Genomic DNA, 16169 nt, shown 5'->3' on the forward strand with positions numbered 1-16169 from the left:
GAAGGAGGTCGAAAAGGTGGACATTCTCTCGAGTCTGGCAACCGGCTTCGGTGCCGCGTTGGCGCCGATCAATCTGATGTGGGGTTTTATCGGCTGTCTGCTGGGTACCGCGATCGGTGTTTTGCCGGGGATCGGCCCGGCGCTGACCGTCGCCTTGTTGCTGCCGATCACCGCCAAGGTCGATCCTACCGGCGCGCTGATCATGTTTGCCGGTATCTATTACGGCGCTCAGTTTGGCGGCTCCACCACCTCGATTCTGCTCAACACCCCGGGGGAGTCGTCCTCGATGGTCACGGCCCTGGAAGGCAACCTCATGGCCCGCAACGGGCGGGCAGGCCCGGCCTTGGCGACGGCTGCTATCGGTTCATTTGTGGCCGGCACCATCGCGACGATCTTGCTGACCCTGTTCGCTCCCCTCGTTGCGACGCTGGCACTGAAGTTCGGGCCGGCGGAGTATTTTGCGATTCTGGTGCTGGCCTTCACCACGGTGTCGGCGGTGCTCGGTGCATCGATGTTGCGCGGCTTTGCCTCATTGGGCATCGGATTGACCATCGGCTTGATCGGCCTGGACTCGACCTCAGGCATAGCCCGCTACACATTGGCGGTGCCCGAACTGGTCGATGGCATCGAAGTGGTGCTGGTGGCGGTCGGCTTGTTTGCCGTCGGTGAGGCCTTGTACAGCGTGCTCTACCAAAAGGAAGAAATGGGCAGCCGACACCGCATGACCTCGTTGTGGATGACCCGCGCCGACTGGAAACGCTCGATTCCCGCGTGGCTACGGGGCACCTTGATTGGCTTTCCATTCGGCTCGATTCCGGCCGGTGGCGCGGAAATTCCGACGTTCCTGTCTTATTCGACCGAACGCAAACTCAGCAAATACCCGAAAGAGTTCGCCGCCAGCAAAGGCGAGGGCGCCATCGAAGGTGTCGCCGGCCCCGAGGCGGCGAACAACGCCAGCGCCACCGGTTCGCTGGTTCCGCTTCTGACCCTGGGCATACCGACCTCCGCGACGGCGGCGATTCTGTTGGCCGCGTTCCAGAACTACAACCTGCAACCGGGGCCGCTGCTGTTCCAGACCTCGGGCGAGCTGGTCTGGACGCTGGTGGCCTCGCTGTACATCGGCAACGTCATCCTGCTGGTGTTGAACCTGCCGTTGGTGGGCCTGTGGGTCAAACTCTTGCAGATTCCGCGACCGTACCTGAACGCCGGCATTCTGGTGTTCGCCACCATCGGCGTGTACGGCATGCGCCACTCATCATTCGACCTGTTTCTGATGCTGGGCATCGGCTGGGCCGGGGTGTTGATGCGGCGTTTCGATTTCCCCGTCGCCCCGGTGATCGTCGGCATGCTGCTGGGGCCGATGGCGGAAAAACAACTGCGCAACGCTTTGTCCATCAGCCAGGGCGACTGGATGGTGTTTGTGACACAACCCATTGCGGCTTCGGTCCTGGTGCTGACGCTGTTGGTGTTGCTGGTGCCCTACCTGCTGCATAAACGTGGCATCAAATTGCATGAGGATGATTGAGTGCCGATCGTTCCCACGCGATCGTAAGAACGATCAACTTTGTGGCGCACAACTTTCCAAGACGTTTCCTACAACGTACCCTGTTGCCGCGTTTCGGTATCGACCCCTATAGTTCGGGCTCGCGGAAAACACCGCGAACGACCTTGGCCGGTCGATAACCTGAAATGCAACAGCGTCATTGTTCAGACCGTTTTATGTCTGGACATGTCTTATGGCAGCTGTGCGCGGGACACCTTCGGGTGTGCCGGATCTTTCAGGTGTCTGGTCGGCCAACCCGCACACAGCCGCCACCTTTATTCGCTTGGCCGCGAACGGTGGTAGCTTTACCTGGAGTTACACCATGTCCGACCAAGTCATGCCCCGTTACCTCCCCATCGACACCTACGACGCCGATAACCCGGTGCTCTTCATCAACACCCATAAAGAACTCAGCGACATGGCCGCTTGCGCCATGCACCGCTTCACCGTGGTTCGCGATCTGACCGACACCTTGTCCAGCCTTAACCTCAACGGCATTTCCGACTGCGACCTGACCCGTGTTACCCGTGCGGTGCATCTGCTGATGCGCGAAGGTTGCGCAATACTGAATGTGATTCAGGCTCGGGCGTTGCAGCGGGAGGAGGGGTTCAAGACTGCTGTTTAGCGGTGTTTCATCTGACGTCATCGCGAGCAGGCTCACTCCCACACTGAACCGTATCCACCTTGAGAACGCGGTCAAATGTGGGAGCGAGCCTGCTCGCGAATGGGCCTCAAGATCGCCAACGCTTAACTGATTGTCAGAAATCAGAAGCGGAACGCTTGTCGTCCTACCAGTAGCCATTTGCCTTTCTGTTTTTGCCAGATCTGGAAGTTCTCGATTTCCGTCGGAACGATCTCTTCACCCTTGATGGCTTGTGCCGAAAAATGATGACGGACCAACGCCACATCACCCGAGAGCGTAATGGTCTGCCCCTGCATTTCCAGTGTCTTGAAAGCGCTTTTGCCGGTTTCGATGTCGGCGATGAACGCTTTCTTGTCCTGGATTTTCCCGCTGGAATGGCCGTAGGTGAGGTTTTCAGCGGTGAGCGCATTCAGTTGGGGAATGTTCTTGGTCAACATGGCTTGAGTCAGATGGTCTACCGCCACGGCGACATCCTTCTCGCCCGATGAAGGGGCTGCCATCACATAGCCGCTGAAGAGGCACAAAAAGCCGATAAGCAATTTCGTTTTTTTCATGGGTATTTTTCCTTGTTGTTATAGGGATGACAGACGCGAGACAGGTATCTCGTCTGTCATCGTACAACTTAGCAGATTTTTGTTAGGGGATGCATCCACTGAATAAAACGCAACCCTGTGGGAGCGAGCCTGCTCGCGATAGCGTCATGTCAGTCGACATCTTCGTTGCCTGTCACTGTGCTATCGCGAGCAGGCTCGCTCCCACAGGTTCCGCTCTCGCGAGTACCTTCGGTGCCGCTTTTCATCACTTCATCATCTGCTTGGAACTCCCCGCCAGACACCCTCGTCATCTGCAATGAAGCACCACCGCGGACACCCCGCGGCCACTTCCTGACGTGTTCATTACGAAGGCGAGGGATGACATGACTATTCCAGACAGCAGAACCGGACAACCGGATGCCCCTCGGGATCCCGCAGGCTCCGAACAAAACTTTCAGCATTTAAAGGAGGAGGTTACCGAAGCGATAGGCGGTGCGCGGCATCAGGCCGATGAGCAGTTCGGCCAATACCGCGATACCGCAGCGGATCAGATTGAAGCTTTGGCCAGAGGCGCCCAGTCAGTCGTTTCCGAGATCAGGACGAACGATACGTTTGGGATGTCCGATTACCTGGCAGACATGGCCGACAGCATGAGCAGCCTGGCGGGAAAACTGCGCAGCAAAAGTGCCGAAGAGCTTCTGCACGATGGCGCTGACCTGGCGCGCGACAATCCGGGGTTGTTCATTGTCGGCAGCATCGCGGTGGGGTTTGGTTTGTCGCGGTTCCTGAAAGCGGGCACGGCGACCCTGCCGACAACAACCGACCGTGAGTTCGCTGCCCAGAGCAGCACAGCCACGTTCACCGGCGATGGCTCGCAAGGACTTTATGAAACGTCGATGCCGCCCGGAGGCGAGCTGTCGCCCGGATTGGCCTCCAGCATCACGCCGTCCTCGCCGAGCGCGCCCGACCATCGTGGCGACAGTTCCTCAATGCCGGGGTCCAGCCCCTTCTCAGGAGAACGGTGATGAACAGAGAAGATCCAGAACTGCAACGCACACCACCCGTCACACCGTCTGTCACGACGGTTGATCATGACGTTTCCGTGGTCGGTTTATTGCGGCAGCTAACTCGGGAAGTACCGGCGTTATTCACCAAGGAGCTGGCGTTGGCCAAAGTGGAATTGCAGGCCAGCCTGACGACATTGAAAGCAGGGATTGCCGGGGTCGCCGGTGGCGCCATTGTGCTGCTCGCCGGGTTCATCATCCTGCTGATGGCTGTGGTCTATGCCTTGAGCCTGGTGATGGCGCCCTGGCTGGCCGCGCTGATTGTCGGCGTCGTGGTGATGGTCATCGGCTTCGTGATGCTGCAGGCAGGCAAGAAACAATTCGAGCCTTCCCACTTCAAGCCTGATCGCACCCTGGACGCGTTGAACAAAGACCAGGAAGCCCTGCGGAGGAAAGTGTCATGAACCGTGAATTCGAAACCGAAGCGGCCAAGAGCCCGGAAACCATCGAGCGTGAAATCGATGCGCAACGGGAGAACATCGGGCATATCGTCGACGCGCTGGAAAGCAAGTTCACCCCTGGCCAGATGTTCGATCAGGCGCTGCTGATGATGCAAAGCAACGGCTCGACCTTTCTGACCAATCTGGGCACCAGTGTGCGCAACAATCCCGTGCCCGCGGTGCTGACCTCGGTCGGGCTGATGTGGTTGATGATGAGCCAGAATCGCCCGCCAACGCCCCGGGAATATCGCGTCGAGCCGGATGTCGACTGGGCCGATGACTTGGGTGAAGGGCTCTCTGAGGGGCTGGACAGCGCGCGACAGCGTCTGCACGACACCACCGATTCGCTCAAGGACAGCTATCAGGCGGTCAAGGGCAAGGCCGCGCATCTGGGCGACAGCCTGCATGCGAAGACCGATCAGCTCAGTCACACCGTCCATGACACCACTGATCGCCTGACGCGCAGGACTCATGAAATGGGCGACCAGTTCAGTCATCTGCTCAAGGAGCAACCATTGATGATGGCCGCGGTCGGTATGGCGGTGGGCGCATTGCTGGGCGCGGCGCTACCGACCACCGCGACGGAACGCCGTTATCTGGGCAGGACCAGCGCAAGCCTCACCGGCAAGGTCAAACAGCAAGCACGGGAGGGCTATGAGGCGGTGCGCGAAAAGGTGATGGAAACCACGGAGCCCCACGAGGCAATCGCTGGAGAAACGGGCGAGATGCGCAAGACCGCGTCCGAAACCCCGGCCGATCTGTCGCGTGGGCTGGGAACTTCTTGACAGGTATCAGGGCAAGACGGGAGGTCTGATGCACAGACGTCCCGTCGAGCCCGCTTTGTCGACGCCTTGAATCAGGCAGGGCGCCAAGATCCGACACCCTGACGAGGTACACATCATGATTGATGAATCCACAGGAATGACTCCCGGCGTGCGCTATGAAGTCGAGAATCGGGAAAGGGTAGAACCGTTTGCCGGTTTTTTTCTGGACGGCAAGTATTACCTCACGCCAGCACTGCAAACAGCCATCGGCTGGCTCGAGGGCAACCGCTTTATCTACGATGAACTTGATCCCGAGGGCGAGCCGGTTTTCAAGGACCGTGTGGCCGGCACTATCAAGGATTTGAAACTCACGTTGAGTGACGGAATGACCTTGGAGATTCACCCCGTTTCTGGCACCTGACTCATCGGTAGCGAAAAACTCAGGGCCGTCTCGAACATGCGTCAGCCGCCACTGATTTTCCAGTGTTTGACGTTATCGGCAAACACCATCTGATGCATTTCGTGGGCGATTCCGTAGGCCAGGGATTCATGCGCCGCAATGACTTTCTCTTCCGCTGAAAGGCAATGAAAAATATCCAGTTTGGTCTCTGCGTGGGCAGTTTCCAGGGCAAAGATTTGCACGTAACGCGCGAGGTCGTTATCCAGGCTCAAGAGGTATTCGCGCAGGCGTTGATGGTCGACCGAGCTTTGGGGGAAGTACCAATTCATTGGGTGAATCAGAAACCGCGAATGGGGCGCGGTGATACGTCGGCCGGCGGCCAGGTACATGATGATGCCCATCGACTCGATGTTGCCGGCATTAATCGCGCACAGCGGCACTGGCAGGGATTTGAGGAAGGTATAGAGGGCGAAGCCAAAATTGGTGCTGCCACCGCTGGTGGAGAGATTCAGCAGCAAGGAGGAGGCGCCCTGGTCGATGGCGTCGAGGCAGCAGTCCCTGAAGCGTTCCATCGTGCCCTGATCAATCTGGCAATGAAAGTGGACGATGTGCTCTGTCATCGACGTACCTCCATACAGGATAAATTAGAGAGCTGATGATTCAGCGCAACTGCTTGAATGATGCCAGACCTCACCGCTCTTTTCTTTCATGAATTTGTATAAGCAAAGCCCATTTTTATACTCGTTTGACTCACCCCCATTAGTCGCCGCGGCAGGAGTTTTCCGGAACTAATAACCCTAATCCGTTGGTCGCAAGAATGCCGCATCAGTTCAAACTTTTAATCCAGGAAAACCTCGGAATAAGACGAGCCTAGAAAGGTTCGCGAGAAACAATGAGGAGAACGAAAATGGCTAACACCGGTAACAAGAACCCTGGCAATTTTGCCAACGACCCTCAAAAAGCCTCCGAAGCTGGCAAAAAAGGCGGGGAGTCGGGCGGCGGGATGATGAACGATCCGCAACGCACCTCCGACGCCGGCAAAAAAGGTGGACAGGCCTCAGGGGGACGTCAATCCAGCGATACCAATCGTCCCGGCAGTGGACAGGGCGCAGGGCGCCAAGGCAACTTGGTCGAAGACAGAGAGAAAATGTCTGACGCAGACAAAAAAGGAGGAGGGCAAACTCCCGGCGGCGGGCGTAAACCCTGATGCCGTGTGAAATACATCAAGCCCCGCTTATGGCGGGGCTTGGTTTTATCCAGGTCAGCTTCCCGACGCCTCACGAATCATGACAGGCGCATGCTGTGCCATCAGCTCAGCGACCCAATCAATGAATACGCGCAACTTGAAGCTGATATGCCGGTTCGGCGCAAAGGCCACGTAGATCGGCATCGGATCAAGGCGCCAATCTTCGAACAAACGGACCAACTCGTCGCGCGCTTCGTAGGTTTTGGACATGTAGTCTGGCAGCCAAAGAACGCCGAGGCCGGCCAGCCCGGCCGCGATGTAGGCATTGCCATCGTCGACCGCCAACACATAGCGACCCTTGATATGGACACTCTCACTCTTGCTGCGCATGGCATAAGGCACAGCTTTGCCTGTGCGTGCCCACAGGAAACCGACGACACGATGATGCGAATCTTCCAGCTCTTGCGGATGCGACGGCGTACCCACGCGTTCCAGGTAGCTCGGCGCCGCATAAACGCCCAACTGGAGTTCGCCTACCCGCCGGGCCATCAGAGACTGATCGGTTAATTCGCCGCCGCGCACAACGCAATCTACATTCTCACCGATCATGTCCACGATGCGATCGCTGACGCCCATGTCGATCTGGATGTCAGGGTATCGAGCATGAAACGCAGGCAACGCCGGTACCAGAATCATGCTGGCCAACGGGCTGGGCACATCCACTCGCAGCCGGCCCCTGGGCAGGGCCGAGGCGCTGGACAGGCTGGTCTCGGCATCGTCCATGTCGGCTAGCAGCCTTACCACACGCTCGTAATAGACGGCGCCATCGGCGGTTACGTTGACCTTGCGCGTCGTGCGGTTGAGTAATTTGACGCGTAACCGGGCCTCCAACTGCTGCACCAGTTGCGTCACGCTCGTCTTGCTCATATGCAGTGTTTCGGCTGCCTTGGTGAAGCTGCCCGTTTCCACCACCCGAGCAAATGCCAGCATCGCATCGAAACGGTCCATTTCTGCCCCGGATATCTATTGGATTGTTTGGGTTTTACAAACAGTGATGGCTACAGTTGCTCGTTTATCGGGCATGCACAAGTCCTTAAAGTCTCTTCATCATTAATTGCGGGTCGTCTTTGACCCGTTGCTGGAGGCACTTTATGAGCAAGCGTGATGTTGTTTTTCCGCCCGGACGCCAAGCGCTTTATGAGCGCAATCGCTATTCGCCGGCTATCCGGTCCAATGGCTTTTTATTCGTATCGGGGCAAGTCGGTAGCACCGAAGACGGCTCACCCGAGCCCGACCTGGAGACTCAGGTTCGGCTCGCGTTCAACAATCTGAACGCGATCCTGGGATCTGCCGGTTGCACCTTCGACGACGTGATTGACATAACGGTCTTCATCGTCGATCCGCAAGAGAAGTTCGAGACGATCTGGAGGGTTGTGCCGGAGTTCTGGGGTAATGCACCGCACCCGACATTAACTGCTGTCGGGGTAACGTGGCTGTATGGTTTTCAGTTCGAGATCAAGGTGATCGCCAAGCTTCCTGAAACCACCAGCAGCTGACCTGACCAGCGATAGCGCGGTGCAACTATCGGTTCAAGTAATAGTGACAATCAAGAAACGCAAGTTCTGCTTTGTCGGGCAAAGTCGGAAAATCGCCTCCATCGAGACGCTCAACGACCCCGACTTTTTATTTTCAGGACTTCACCAATGCGCCCTTTATTTGTTCCTGTCATGGCTTTCGCCTCCTTGCTGCTGGCCGGTTGCGCTTCCGCGCCGAACGCCCCGACGCTGACTTTCCAGACGAAAAAAACGCCTGCCGAGTACGCCGACTGCGTAGTGCCGAAGTTGCAGGGCAGCGCACTGAACCCGACGGTCTCGCAAACCCAGCGCAGCTACCGGATCGTGGTGCCGAGCAAAGTCGCGGCAGACAACGTTCTCGAAGCCTACAAGGCCCCGAATGGCGGCAAGGTGTTTTTGTATGAGCGCCACTTGCTGGCGTCGAACTTCATGCCTTCGAGTTTCGAACGTGCCGCGCAGGAATGCCTGTAACCGCTTTTAAAAATGCTCCTTTGGTTGGCCGCAACCAACCAAATTTTTTGTCCCGTGACTCATTCGGTCACGGGACTTTTTTTTGCGTGAAGGTTTTGGTGGGCAATGGATCATTCTTTGAGAAGTGACCCTGCCGCATGGCTGGCCTGGTTCCTGCTCCTGAAATGTGAGAGTTGGTAGGCGATTGCCAACCAAATGAACCATGCAGGCATCACGCACAGTGCTAGGCGGGTGTCTGGCCGAAGGGCAAGCAGGCACAGCACAAATGCGAGAAATGCGAGGGAGAGCCATGCCATCGGTACGCCTCCAGGCATTTTGTACCGAGATTGCGCATGAAGATCGGGTCTTGCTTTGCGATAAGCGATGTAGGAAGCCAGGATGGTCGACCAGGTAAAGATCACCAGGATGGCCGACACCGTCGACACGATGGTAAAGGCGGTCATGACTTCAGGGATGATAAACAGCAGCAGCACCCCCAGCAGCATCAGAAAGGTCGTGAAGGCCAGGCTGATGAGCGGAACACTGTTTTTCGATAGCCGTCTGAAGATACCGGGCGCGCTGCCCAGATCAGCCAGGCCGAACAACATGCGGCTGGACGAGAAGACGCCGCTGTTGGCGGATGACGCCGCAGAGGTCAGCACCACAAAGTTCACAATGCCGGCCGCCGCTGGAAAACCCGCGATCAGGAACAGTTCGACAAAAGGACTTTTGTTAGGCGATACCTGCTGCCATGAGGTCACCGCGATGATGCAGACCAGGGACAGAACATAAAAAAGGATGATCCGGAGCGGTATGGAATTGATGGCTTTGGGCAACGTTTTTTCGGGCGACTTGGTTTCGGCGGCCGCGGTGCCGATTAATTCTGTGCCCGCGAACGAAAAGATCGCCATCTGAAAGCCTGCGAAGAAACCGAACAGGCCGTTGGGAAAGGCGGCCTGCTGGTCCAGTAGGTGCGTCAGGGAAGCCGTGACTCCCGTGGGGGAGACGAAGGAGCTGGCGATCATCAGCACACTGACGGAGATCAGCGCGACGACGGCGATTATCTTGATGATCGCGAACCAGAATTCAACCTCGCCGAACAGTTTGACGGTGAGCACATTCAAGGCAAATAGCGTCAGCATCATGCCGATGGCGGGGATCCAGGCCGGTACATCAGGGAACCAGTATTGAAAGAAACCCCCAACGACCACTGCATCTCCCACAACGGCCACGCTCCAGCTCAACCAGTATGACCATCCGAGAAAGAAGGCTGCACGAGGGCCAAGGTAGGCCCCGGCAAAGTCAGCAAAACTTTTGAAGTTCAGGTTAGATAAAAGCAGCTCTCCCATGGCACGCATGACGAAGTAAACAAAAAGACCGATGATCATGTAGATAAGTATGATCGAAGTGCCGGACAGGGCGATGATCTTGCCGGAGCCCATGAACAGCCCCGTACCAATAGCGCCGCCCATGGCCATTAGTTGAATGTGGCGATTGCTGAGCGTGCGCTGCAATGCGGGTTGTTCAGTTATTTCATGCGTGTCTGATTTCATCACAAAACCTCTTGATTTTATGTTTTTTGAGTTTTGGCAGAGAAATAGTGTGTGTGTTTTATTGTTGTAAGTTCGCCGTACATCAGGATGGTGACTCAAACGTTTGCAGTATCGGTTAATCAGTAAAGTGTTCGTGGCTCGTCACCTGACTTGATAACGAGCTATCGCGTGTCTTAGCTTGTTGCTAGCTGCTGTCGTTGCGGGGGCGATGCCGATGAAAGATCAGACTTTTCCTCAATCAATTGATACAGGTTCTTGATATTGGCAGGCGTGGGTACAAGATGGATTTTCTCACCGATCGCGTATTTTCTAGCCTGGTCATGCAAATAACGAAGTGAAGAAAAGTCTTCAAGTGCAAATCCCACCGAGTCGAACACCGTGACTTGCGTGTCATTTTCCCGGCCTGGTTCGTTATCCCGAACGATGCGGAAATATTCGATGACAGGATGGTCTGCGTCCAGTTGCTGAATGTCGCCTTCAATGCGCGTCTGCGGTTCAAACTCGACAATGATCCGGGCGTTGCGCAGGATATCGGCATGAAGTTCGGTTTTCCCGGGGCAGTCACCGCCAACCGCGTTGATATGCATGCCGGGCTCGATCATGTCGGGCGTCAAGATTGTCGCGTAGGCCTTGTCCGCCGTGACCGTGGTGATGATATCAACGCCTTTGACGGCTTCATGCACCGAGGCGGCTATGGTGACATTGATGCCGGTATAGCTTTCAAGGTTTTGTTTCAATTTCAATGAAGCAGCGCTGTCGATATCAAATATCCGCACCTCGTTGATCCCGAGCATTTCATAAAAGGCAATGGCCTGGAATTCGCTCTGGGCGCCATTTCCGATAATGGCCATGCGTGTCGAACCCTTGCGTGCCAGGGACTGGGCTACCAGGGCGGACGTTGCCGCTGTGCGAACCGCGGTGGTCAGGGTGAGTTCGCTGAGAACGGCGGGGTATCCGCTATCGACGTTCGCCAATACACCAAAGGCCATGACTGTCAGCAAGTTGTTGCCAGCATTTCCTGGGTGGCCGTTTACGTATTTGAATGAATACTGTTTGCCGTCGTCAGTCGGCATCAGTTCGATCACCCCGCAAATGGAGTGATTGGCGGTGCGTGGGGATTTATCAAAGACAGCCCAGCGGCAATAATCAGCCTTGATGTAGTTGGCCATTTGCGTGATGGCCTGACCGATACCAATCTTGCCAAAAAGCGTGGCGGCGTGATCAACGTCTATGAATAGAGTCATATGTGTTTATCTCTTAGTTGTAAGTCAAGGAAGGTTGTCTCGGTCACCGAAACTTAGAATTGTTTGCTCTCATACCCATGAAGTACATTGACCGCATTGATGCCGATTTCATCGACCATGTATCCGCCTTCCATGACGAAGAGCGTCGGTGCGCCGACAGTGGCGATGATTTCACCCATGCCAAGGAAGTCCTGGCTTTCCAGAAGAAAGTGGCTGATCGGATCGTCCTTGAACGTATCGACGCCCAGGGAAATCACTAAGAGTTCAGGCGAGAAGTTACGAAGTTTTTTGCAGGCGTGGATCAGGGCGTTTTGATAACTATGCCAGGTGGTATTTTTCGGCAACGGGTAGTTCAGGTTATAACCGTCACCGGCACCTGCTCCAGACTCGGTACTGAAACCCGAGTAATAAGGATAGGAAACCGAGGGGTCTCCATGCAGGGAAGCAAACATCACATCGTTGCGATCGTAGAAAATGTTCTGCGTCCCGTTGCCATGATGGAAGTCAACGTCCAGCACCGCGACACGTTTAGCGCCTTGAGTCAGTGCATGTTGCGCGGCAATGGCCGCGTTATTGAGGTAGCAGTAGCCTCCCATGTATTCACGAGCAGCGTGGTGTCCGGGTGGACGACACAGGGCAAAGGCGCTGTTGTGGCCTTCGTTGATCAACGACAGTCCAGTGAGTGCAATGTCTGCGCTGGTTTTGACGGCTTCCCAAGTGGTCGCGGTGATCGGCGAGCCGGCATCCATGGCAAAGAAACCGAGCTTGCCATCAATGAACGCGGGGACGTGTTCATTGGACAAGTCGCGCACCGGCCAGACCAGGGGAAGGGCGTCATGCTCCCGACCGGTTGCCGTCCATTCGGACCACGCGGTTTCCAGAAAGGAAACATAGCGCTCACTGTGTGCATTGACGTAGCACGCCCGGTCAAACGTTCGCGGGACGATGATATCGCCGAGCCCAACATGCTGGACTCGGTCGCGAACGGTATCCGCTCGGCTTGGCTGTTCGAAAGAAGGTTTGAGAACGCCGTCCTTCAATTCGGTCCCATGGTGCAAGCGATGGGAATCGCTGAAAACTGTAAGCATTTATACGCATCCGTCGTGGTGGTCCAGTGCCAATAGTTTGTTCTGGTACGGATGCACTTTCTTTGCTTTTTGTTCTCGCTCTGCTAGCGTAATCGGGATTATTTTCCCGTGGATGGCACCATGCAGAAAAAAAATACCCATCGGGCAATGCTTGACGATACCGACCTTTCCATCCTGGCTTTGTTGCAGGAGGACGCCAGCATTTCCAACGCGGAGTTGAGTGAGCGCCTCTCGCTAAGCCTTACTCCATGCTGGAGGCGGCGCAAGAGACTGGAAGAGGAGGGAGTGATCAAGGATTACCAGGCAAACCTGGACCGGCGCAAGCTGGGGCTGGACATCATGGCGTTCGTGCATATCCGCTTTGCCACGCACACTGACCACACCCCCGAGGCCTTTGAAGCCGTCATCATGCAGCTCCCGGAGGTCTTGTCTTGTCACAAGATAACCGGGGATGCCGATTACCTTTTGCAAGTGTTGGCTCAGGATCTTGATAGCTACAGCGATTTTGTCGAGAGCGTATTGAGGCGACAACTCGGTATCGCCTCTATCCAGTCAAGTCTTGCATTGCGTGAAGTCAAAACGACCAGTCGTATCGCCATTCCGGGGCGGACAAAGCAGTAAACGGGCGTTCTGAAGCGTCCAACCCGAAGCCTGGCTGCCCGGACTGGTTCCTCTCATTGCATCACATAACGCCCCGGCGCCGACTCAAGTGCCGGGTATTGCGCGTTCCCGGTGCTCAGCACTGAAGGCTGGCGTTCCCCTGCGTGTTCGGCCAGCCAGACGAACCAGTCGTTCCACCAGCTACCCGGATGCTGCTCGGCATTCTTGAACCAGGTTTCAGGGTTCTTGGTGACGCGATTGTTGGTCCAGTAATGGCGTTTTTCCTTGGCCGGTGGGTTGATCACCCCCGCGATATGCCCTGAGGCGCCGAGTACGAAACGCTTGGTTCCAGACAGTAGTTCGGTGCTGGCGTACGCGCTTTTCCATGGCACGATGTGGTCGTCATGGGTGGCGAGGATGTACGCCGGGGCATCGATGGCGCGCAGGTCCAGCTTGACCCCGCAGCAATCCAGCTCGCCGGATTTCAGATCGTTCTGCAGGTAGGTATGGCGCAGGTACCAGCAGTACATCGGCCCGGGCAGGTTGGTGCTGTCGTTGTTCCAGAACAGCAGGTCAAGGGGTATCGATTTCTGCCCCTTGAGGTATTTGTCGACGTTGTAGTTCCACCACAAATCATTGGGGCGCAGCAATGAGAATGTATTGCCCATGTCCTCGCCCTTGAACAGGCCGATGGGGCCATTGAGGCCGCCGATGGTGCGCTCGCGATAAGCCACCAGTTGCTCGTCGACGAAGATGTCGATGGGGCCGGTATCGAGGTAGTCGAGGAAGGTGGTCAGCAGGCTCACGCTGGCGATCTCTTTGTCGCCACGAGCCGCCAACACGGCCAGCGCCGAGCTCAACAACGTGCCACCAATGCAGAAACCCACGCAGTTGGGCCGTTGCTCGCCGCTGATTTCGCGGGTCAGCTGCAGGCCTTTGATAATCCCGGTTTCAATCAGGTCATCCCAGGTGGTGCCGGCATGTTCCTGGTCGAAGTTGCGCCACGACATCAGGTATACCGGGTGGCCTTGCAGCAGCAGGTGACGAACCATCGAATTGTCGGGACGCAGGTCAAGGATGTAGTACTTGTTGATTGATGGCGGAACGATAAATACCGGGCGCCGGTACTGGGTTTCACTTTGCGGATAGTACTGGATGAGCTGGAAGAGTTCGTTCTCGAAGACCACTTCGCCGGGGGTGTTTGCCAGGTCGACACCCACTTTGAACGCGCCGGCGTCGCACTGGCGCATCTTGCCTTCCTGCAGGTCGCTGGCCAGGTGCATCAGGCCTGTGAGCAGGCTGCTTCCCTGGGTGTCAACGACCCGTTGCAGCGCATCGGGGTTACTCGCCAGAAAATTGCTCGGCGCGCCGGCGGCGATGGCTTGCTCCGCCAGATAGAGCAAGCGTTGACGCGGTTTCTTGCCGTCGATCGGCAGCTGATCGAGCAGCTTCAGCAGAAAGCCGGCATTGAGCAGATAAAACGCCGCGAGGGAACCGAACAGCGGTTGGCTCCAGTTGCCGCTGGCGAAACGCCGATCTTCGAAGCTGAAGGGCTGACCGGTCAACAGACGCTGGCCGAGTTCACACCATTGTTGCTGATAGTCTGATTGGAGGCTGTCCAGGGTTTCGCGTGGCAGCTCAAACCAAGCGTTGTAGTCCTGCCCGGTAAACCAGGGATTGGTGCTGACCCAAAGCCTTAATTGTTGCACTGCAAAGGAAGCAACGAACGGAACCTGGCCCGACCAGAGTGTGTTTAAGGTATGCGCGTTGTCCATGGAACTCCTTGCCCACATGAATAAACCGGACGGAAAAAAACGCGGCGCCGGACGTCGGCGCCGCGTCTGACAACTCAGCCTGTGTTTCTAACGCTCGATGACCAGGCTGACGCCCTGGCCGCCACCGATGCACAAGGTGGCCAGACCTTTTTTGCCATCGCGACGGATCAGTTCATGTACCAGCGACACCAGAATCCGCGCGCCTGATGCGCCGATCGGATGACCAAGGGCAATGGCGCCACCGTTGACATTGACCTTGTTCATGTCCCAGCCCAGTTCCTTGCCGACGGCCAGTGACTGCGCGGCGAACGCTTCGTTGGCTTCGATCAGGTCCAGGTCGTCCAGGCTCCAGCCGGCTTTCGTCAATACCAGACGGGTAGCGGGCACCGGGCCGATGCCCATGATCGACGGGTCCACGCCCGCGCTGGCATACGCCTTGATGCGCGCAAGTACCGGCAAGCCCAGAGCCAGGGCCTTGGCGGCGCTGGCCAGCATCAGCACGGCGGCGCCGTCATTGAGGGTCGACGAGTTGCCCGCGGTCACGCTGCCGTTTTTCTGGAACGCGGGTTTGAGGTTGCCCAGTGCCTGGAGCGTGCTGTCCGGACGCGGCTGTTCATCGGTGTCGAAGACCAGCGGCTCGCCCTTGCGCTGGGGAATCAGGATCGGGGTGATTTCACCCTTGAAGTAACCCGCCTCGATGGCCGCGGAGGCTTTCTGTTGCGAGATCGCGGCGAAGGCGTCCTGATCTTCGCGACTGATGCTGTATTGATTCGCCAGATTCTCGGCAGTGATGCCCATGTGGTAGTCGTTGAAGGCATCCCACAAACCATCCTGAATCACGCTGTCTTGCAGTTGCGCATGACCCAGGCGCAAACCGGTGCGCGCCTTGGGCAGAACATAGGGCGCCAGGCTCATGTTTTCCTGACCGCCGGCAATCACCAATTCGGCGTCGCCGCAACGGATCGCCTGGACCGCGAGCTGGACCGCCTTGAGGCCTGAACCGCAGACTTTATTCAGGGTCAGGGCAGGGGTGGTATGGGGCAGGCCGGCCTTGATCGCGGTCTGGCGTGCCGGGTTTTGCCCGGAGCCTGCAGTCAGCACTTGGCCGAGGATGACCTCATCAATCTGCGCAGCGTCGATCCCGGTCTGTTCGAGCAGGCGACGAATCACCGCCGCGCCCAATTCGGTAGCTGGAATGGCGGACAGTGAACCTTGAAAACTGCCAATGGCGGTGCGAGTAGCGGCAACGATTACGACTTCGTTCATGCATGACCTCATTAGGATTCTGTCGAGCGGGAGCAGGGCATCCATG

18 protein-coding genes are annotated in these 16169 nt (G+C 56.9%); 10 read left to right on the forward strand and 8 right to left on the reverse strand.

What is annotated here, in order from left to right; all coding sequences use genetic code 11:
* Nucleotides 1-16: 16 nt before the first annotated feature.
* Nucleotides 17-1525: a tripartite tricarboxylate transporter permease gene (locus BK662_RS25535; RefSeq protein ID WP_123359435.1), complete on the forward strand. Its 1509-nt coding sequence runs from the start codon at nt 17-19 to the stop codon at nt 1523-1525.
* A 340-nt stretch (nt 1526-1865) separates the two neighbouring features.
* Nucleotides 1866-2168 (forward strand): hypothetical protein, encoded by a 303-nt coding sequence (locus BK662_RS25540; protein WP_123359434.1) that lies wholly within the window; start codon nt 1866-1868, stop codon nt 2166-2168.
* Between the two features lie 140 nt (nt 2169-2308).
* Here the strand turns inward: BK662_RS25540 and BK662_RS25545 are convergent, their stop codons facing one another.
* Nucleotides 2309-2740, reverse strand: a complete 432-nt coding sequence (locus BK662_RS25545) for a nuclear transport factor 2 family protein (protein WP_123359433.1) — start codon at nt 2738-2740, stop codon at nt 2309-2311.
* Nucleotides 2741-3102: 362 nt separating this feature from the next.
* Here BK662_RS25545 and BK662_RS25555 point away from each other — a divergent pair, with 362 nt between their 5' ends.
* The 4 genes from BK662_RS25555 (at nt 3103) to BK662_RS25570 (ending at nt 5408) form a co-directional block, all read left to right on the forward strand.
* Entirely contained in the window at nt 3103-3744 is a 642-nt protein-coding gene (locus BK662_RS25555) for a hypothetical protein (protein ID WP_123359432.1), read from the forward strand.
* Nucleotides 3744-4187: a phage holin family protein gene (locus BK662_RS25560; protein ID WP_185047167.1), complete on the forward strand. Its 444-nt coding sequence runs from the start codon at nt 3744-3746 to the stop codon at nt 4185-4187. Before BK662_RS25555 ends, BK662_RS25560 begins: the two co-directional genes overlap by 1 nt.
* Nucleotides 4184-5008: a DUF3618 domain-containing protein gene (locus BK662_RS25565; protein ID WP_123359431.1), complete on the forward strand. Its 825-nt coding sequence runs from the start codon at nt 4184-4186 to the stop codon at nt 5006-5008. Before BK662_RS25560 ends, BK662_RS25565 begins: the two co-directional genes overlap by 4 nt.
* A gap of 115 nt (nt 5009-5123) precedes the next feature.
* Nucleotides 5124-5408, forward strand: coding sequence for a hypothetical protein (locus tag BK662_RS25570; RefSeq protein WP_123359430.1), 285 nt, complete (start codon nt 5124-5126; stop codon nt 5406-5408).
* 41 nt (nt 5409-5449) lie between these two features.
* On the opposite strand, the gene BK662_RS25575 is transcribed toward BK662_RS25570, so the two are convergent.
* The gene (locus BK662_RS25575; RefSeq protein WP_123359429.1) at nt 5450-6007 is read right to left on the reverse strand and encodes an ATP-dependent Clp protease proteolytic subunit; all 558 of its coding nucleotides are present in this window, start codon (nt 6005-6007) and stop codon (nt 5450-5452) included.
* A gap of 287 nt (nt 6008-6294) precedes the next feature.
* Here BK662_RS25575 and BK662_RS25580 point away from each other — a divergent pair, with 287 nt between their 5' ends.
* The gene (locus BK662_RS25580; RefSeq protein ID WP_123359428.1) at nt 6295-6594 is read left to right on the forward strand and encodes a con-10 family general stress protein; all 300 of its coding nucleotides are present in this window, start codon (nt 6295-6297) and stop codon (nt 6592-6594) included.
* 54 nt (nt 6595-6648) lie between these two features.
* On the opposite strand, the gene BK662_RS25585 is transcribed toward BK662_RS25580, so the two are convergent.
* The gene (locus BK662_RS25585) at nt 6649-7581 is read right to left on the reverse strand and encodes a LysR family transcriptional regulator (RefSeq protein ID WP_123359427.1); all 933 of its coding nucleotides are present in this window, start codon (nt 7579-7581) and stop codon (nt 6649-6651) included.
* 143 nt (nt 7582-7724) lie between these two features.
* On the opposite strand from BK662_RS25585, the gene BK662_RS25590 reads away from it, so the two are divergent.
* Nucleotides 7725-8129 carry a RidA family protein gene (locus BK662_RS25590; protein ID WP_123359426.1) on the forward strand — a complete coding sequence of 135 codons (405 nt, stop codon included), beginning with the start codon at nt 7725-7727 and terminating at the stop codon, nt 8127-8129.
* Between the two features lie 147 nt (nt 8130-8276).
* Complete coding sequence (locus tag BK662_RS25595; RefSeq protein ID WP_123359425.1) at nt 8277-8618, forward strand: YajG family lipoprotein; 342 nt, start codon at nt 8277-8279, stop codon at nt 8616-8618.
* A gap of 110 nt (nt 8619-8728) precedes the next feature.
* Here the strand turns inward: BK662_RS25595 and BK662_RS25600 are convergent, their stop codons facing one another.
* The 3 genes from BK662_RS25600 to BK662_RS25610 all read right to left on the reverse strand — a co-directional run bounded on the left by BK662_RS25600 (nt 8729) and on the right by BK662_RS25610 (nt 12482).
* Nucleotides 8729-10150 (reverse strand): amino acid permease, encoded by a 1422-nt coding sequence (locus tag BK662_RS25600; RefSeq protein WP_123359424.1) that lies wholly within the window; start codon nt 10148-10150, stop codon nt 8729-8731.
* 173 nt (nt 10151-10323) lie between these two features.
* Entirely contained in the window at nt 10324-11394 is a 1071-nt protein-coding gene (ocd, locus tag BK662_RS25605; protein ID WP_123359423.1) for an ornithine cyclodeaminase, read from the reverse strand.
* 53 nt (nt 11395-11447) lie between these two features.
* Nucleotides 11448-12482 carry a histone deacetylase family protein gene (locus BK662_RS25610; RefSeq protein ID WP_123359422.1) on the reverse strand — a complete coding sequence of 345 codons (1035 nt, stop codon included), beginning with the start codon at nt 12480-12482 and terminating at the stop codon, nt 11448-11450.
* A gap of 120 nt (nt 12483-12602) precedes the next feature.
* Here BK662_RS25610 and BK662_RS25615 point away from each other — a divergent pair, with 120 nt between their 5' ends.
* Complete coding sequence (locus tag BK662_RS25615) at nt 12603-13103, forward strand: Lrp/AsnC family transcriptional regulator (protein WP_008013211.1); 501 nt, start codon at nt 12603-12605, stop codon at nt 13101-13103.
* Between the two features lie 53 nt (nt 13104-13156).
* On the opposite strand, the gene phaC is transcribed toward BK662_RS25615, so the two are convergent.
* Both phaC and BK662_RS25625 read right to left on the reverse strand, forming a co-directional pair.
* Entirely contained in the window at nt 13157-14857 is a 1701-nt protein-coding gene (gene phaC, locus BK662_RS25620; protein ID WP_123359421.1) for a class I poly(R)-hydroxyalkanoic acid synthase, read from the reverse strand.
* Between the two features lie 87 nt (nt 14858-14944).
* Complete coding sequence (locus BK662_RS25625; RefSeq protein ID WP_123359420.1) at nt 14945-16123, reverse strand: acetyl-CoA C-acetyltransferase; 1179 nt, start codon at nt 16121-16123, stop codon at nt 14945-14947.
* Nucleotides 16124-16169: the final 46 nt, after the last annotated feature.

Source organism: Pseudomonas frederiksbergensis, assembly GCF_003732275.1.
Lineage (GTDB): Bacteria > Pseudomonadota > Gammaproteobacteria > Pseudomonadales > Pseudomonadaceae > Aquipseudomonas > Aquipseudomonas frederiksbergensis_H.

Coding starts and splice junctions, on each gene's coding strand:
- BK662_RS25560 (WP_185047167.1), top strand. CDS start 3,744: ATGAACAGAGAAGATCCAGAACTGCAACGCACACCACCCGTCACACCG.
- BK662_RS25610 (WP_123359422.1), bottom strand. CDS start 12,482: ATGCTTACAGTTTTCAGCGATTCCCATCGCTTGCACCATGGGACCGAA.
- BK662_RS25625 (WP_123359420.1), bottom strand. CDS start 16,123: ATGAACGAAGTCGTAATCGTTGCCGCTACTCGCACCGCCATTGGCAGT.
- BK662_RS25600 (WP_123359424.1), bottom strand. CDS start 10,150: ATGAAATCAGACACGCATGAAATAACTGAACAACCCGCATTGCAGCGC.
- BK662_RS25575 (WP_123359429.1), bottom strand. CDS start 6,007: ATGACAGAGCACATCGTCCACTTTCATTGCCAGATTGATCAGGGCACG.
- BK662_RS25545 (WP_123359433.1), bottom strand. CDS start 2,740: ATGAAAAAAACGAAATTGCTTATCGGCTTTTTGTGCCTCTTCAGCGGC.
- ocd (WP_123359423.1), bottom strand. CDS start 11,394: ATGACTCTATTCATAGACGTTGATCACGCCGCCACGCTTTTTGGCAAG.
- BK662_RS25590 (WP_123359426.1), top strand. CDS start 7,725: ATGAGCAAGCGTGATGTTGTTTTTCCGCCCGGACGCCAAGCGCTTTAT.
- BK662_RS25555 (WP_123359432.1), top strand. CDS start 3,103: ATGACTATTCCAGACAGCAGAACCGGACAACCGGATGCCCCTCGGGAT.
- BK662_RS25540 (WP_123359434.1), top strand. CDS start 1,866: ATGTCCGACCAAGTCATGCCCCGTTACCTCCCCATCGACACCTACGAC.
- phaC (WP_123359421.1), bottom strand. CDS start 14,857: ATGGACAACGCGCATACCTTAAACACACTCTGGTCGGGCCAGGTTCCG.
- BK662_RS25570 (WP_123359430.1), top strand. CDS start 5,124: ATGATTGATGAATCCACAGGAATGACTCCCGGCGTGCGCTATGAAGTC.
- BK662_RS25595 (WP_123359425.1), top strand. CDS start 8,277: ATGCGCCCTTTATTTGTTCCTGTCATGGCTTTCGCCTCCTTGCTGCTG.
- BK662_RS25565 (WP_123359431.1), top strand. CDS start 4,184: ATGAACCGTGAATTCGAAACCGAAGCGGCCAAGAGCCCGGAAACCATC.
- BK662_RS25615 (WP_008013211.1), top strand. CDS start 12,603: ATGCAGAAAAAAAATACCCATCGGGCAATGCTTGACGATACCGACCTT.
- BK662_RS25580 (WP_123359428.1), top strand. CDS start 6,295: ATGGCTAACACCGGTAACAAGAACCCTGGCAATTTTGCCAACGACCCT.
- BK662_RS25585 (WP_123359427.1), bottom strand. CDS start 7,581: ATGGACCGTTTCGATGCGATGCTGGCATTTGCTCGGGTGGTGGAAACG.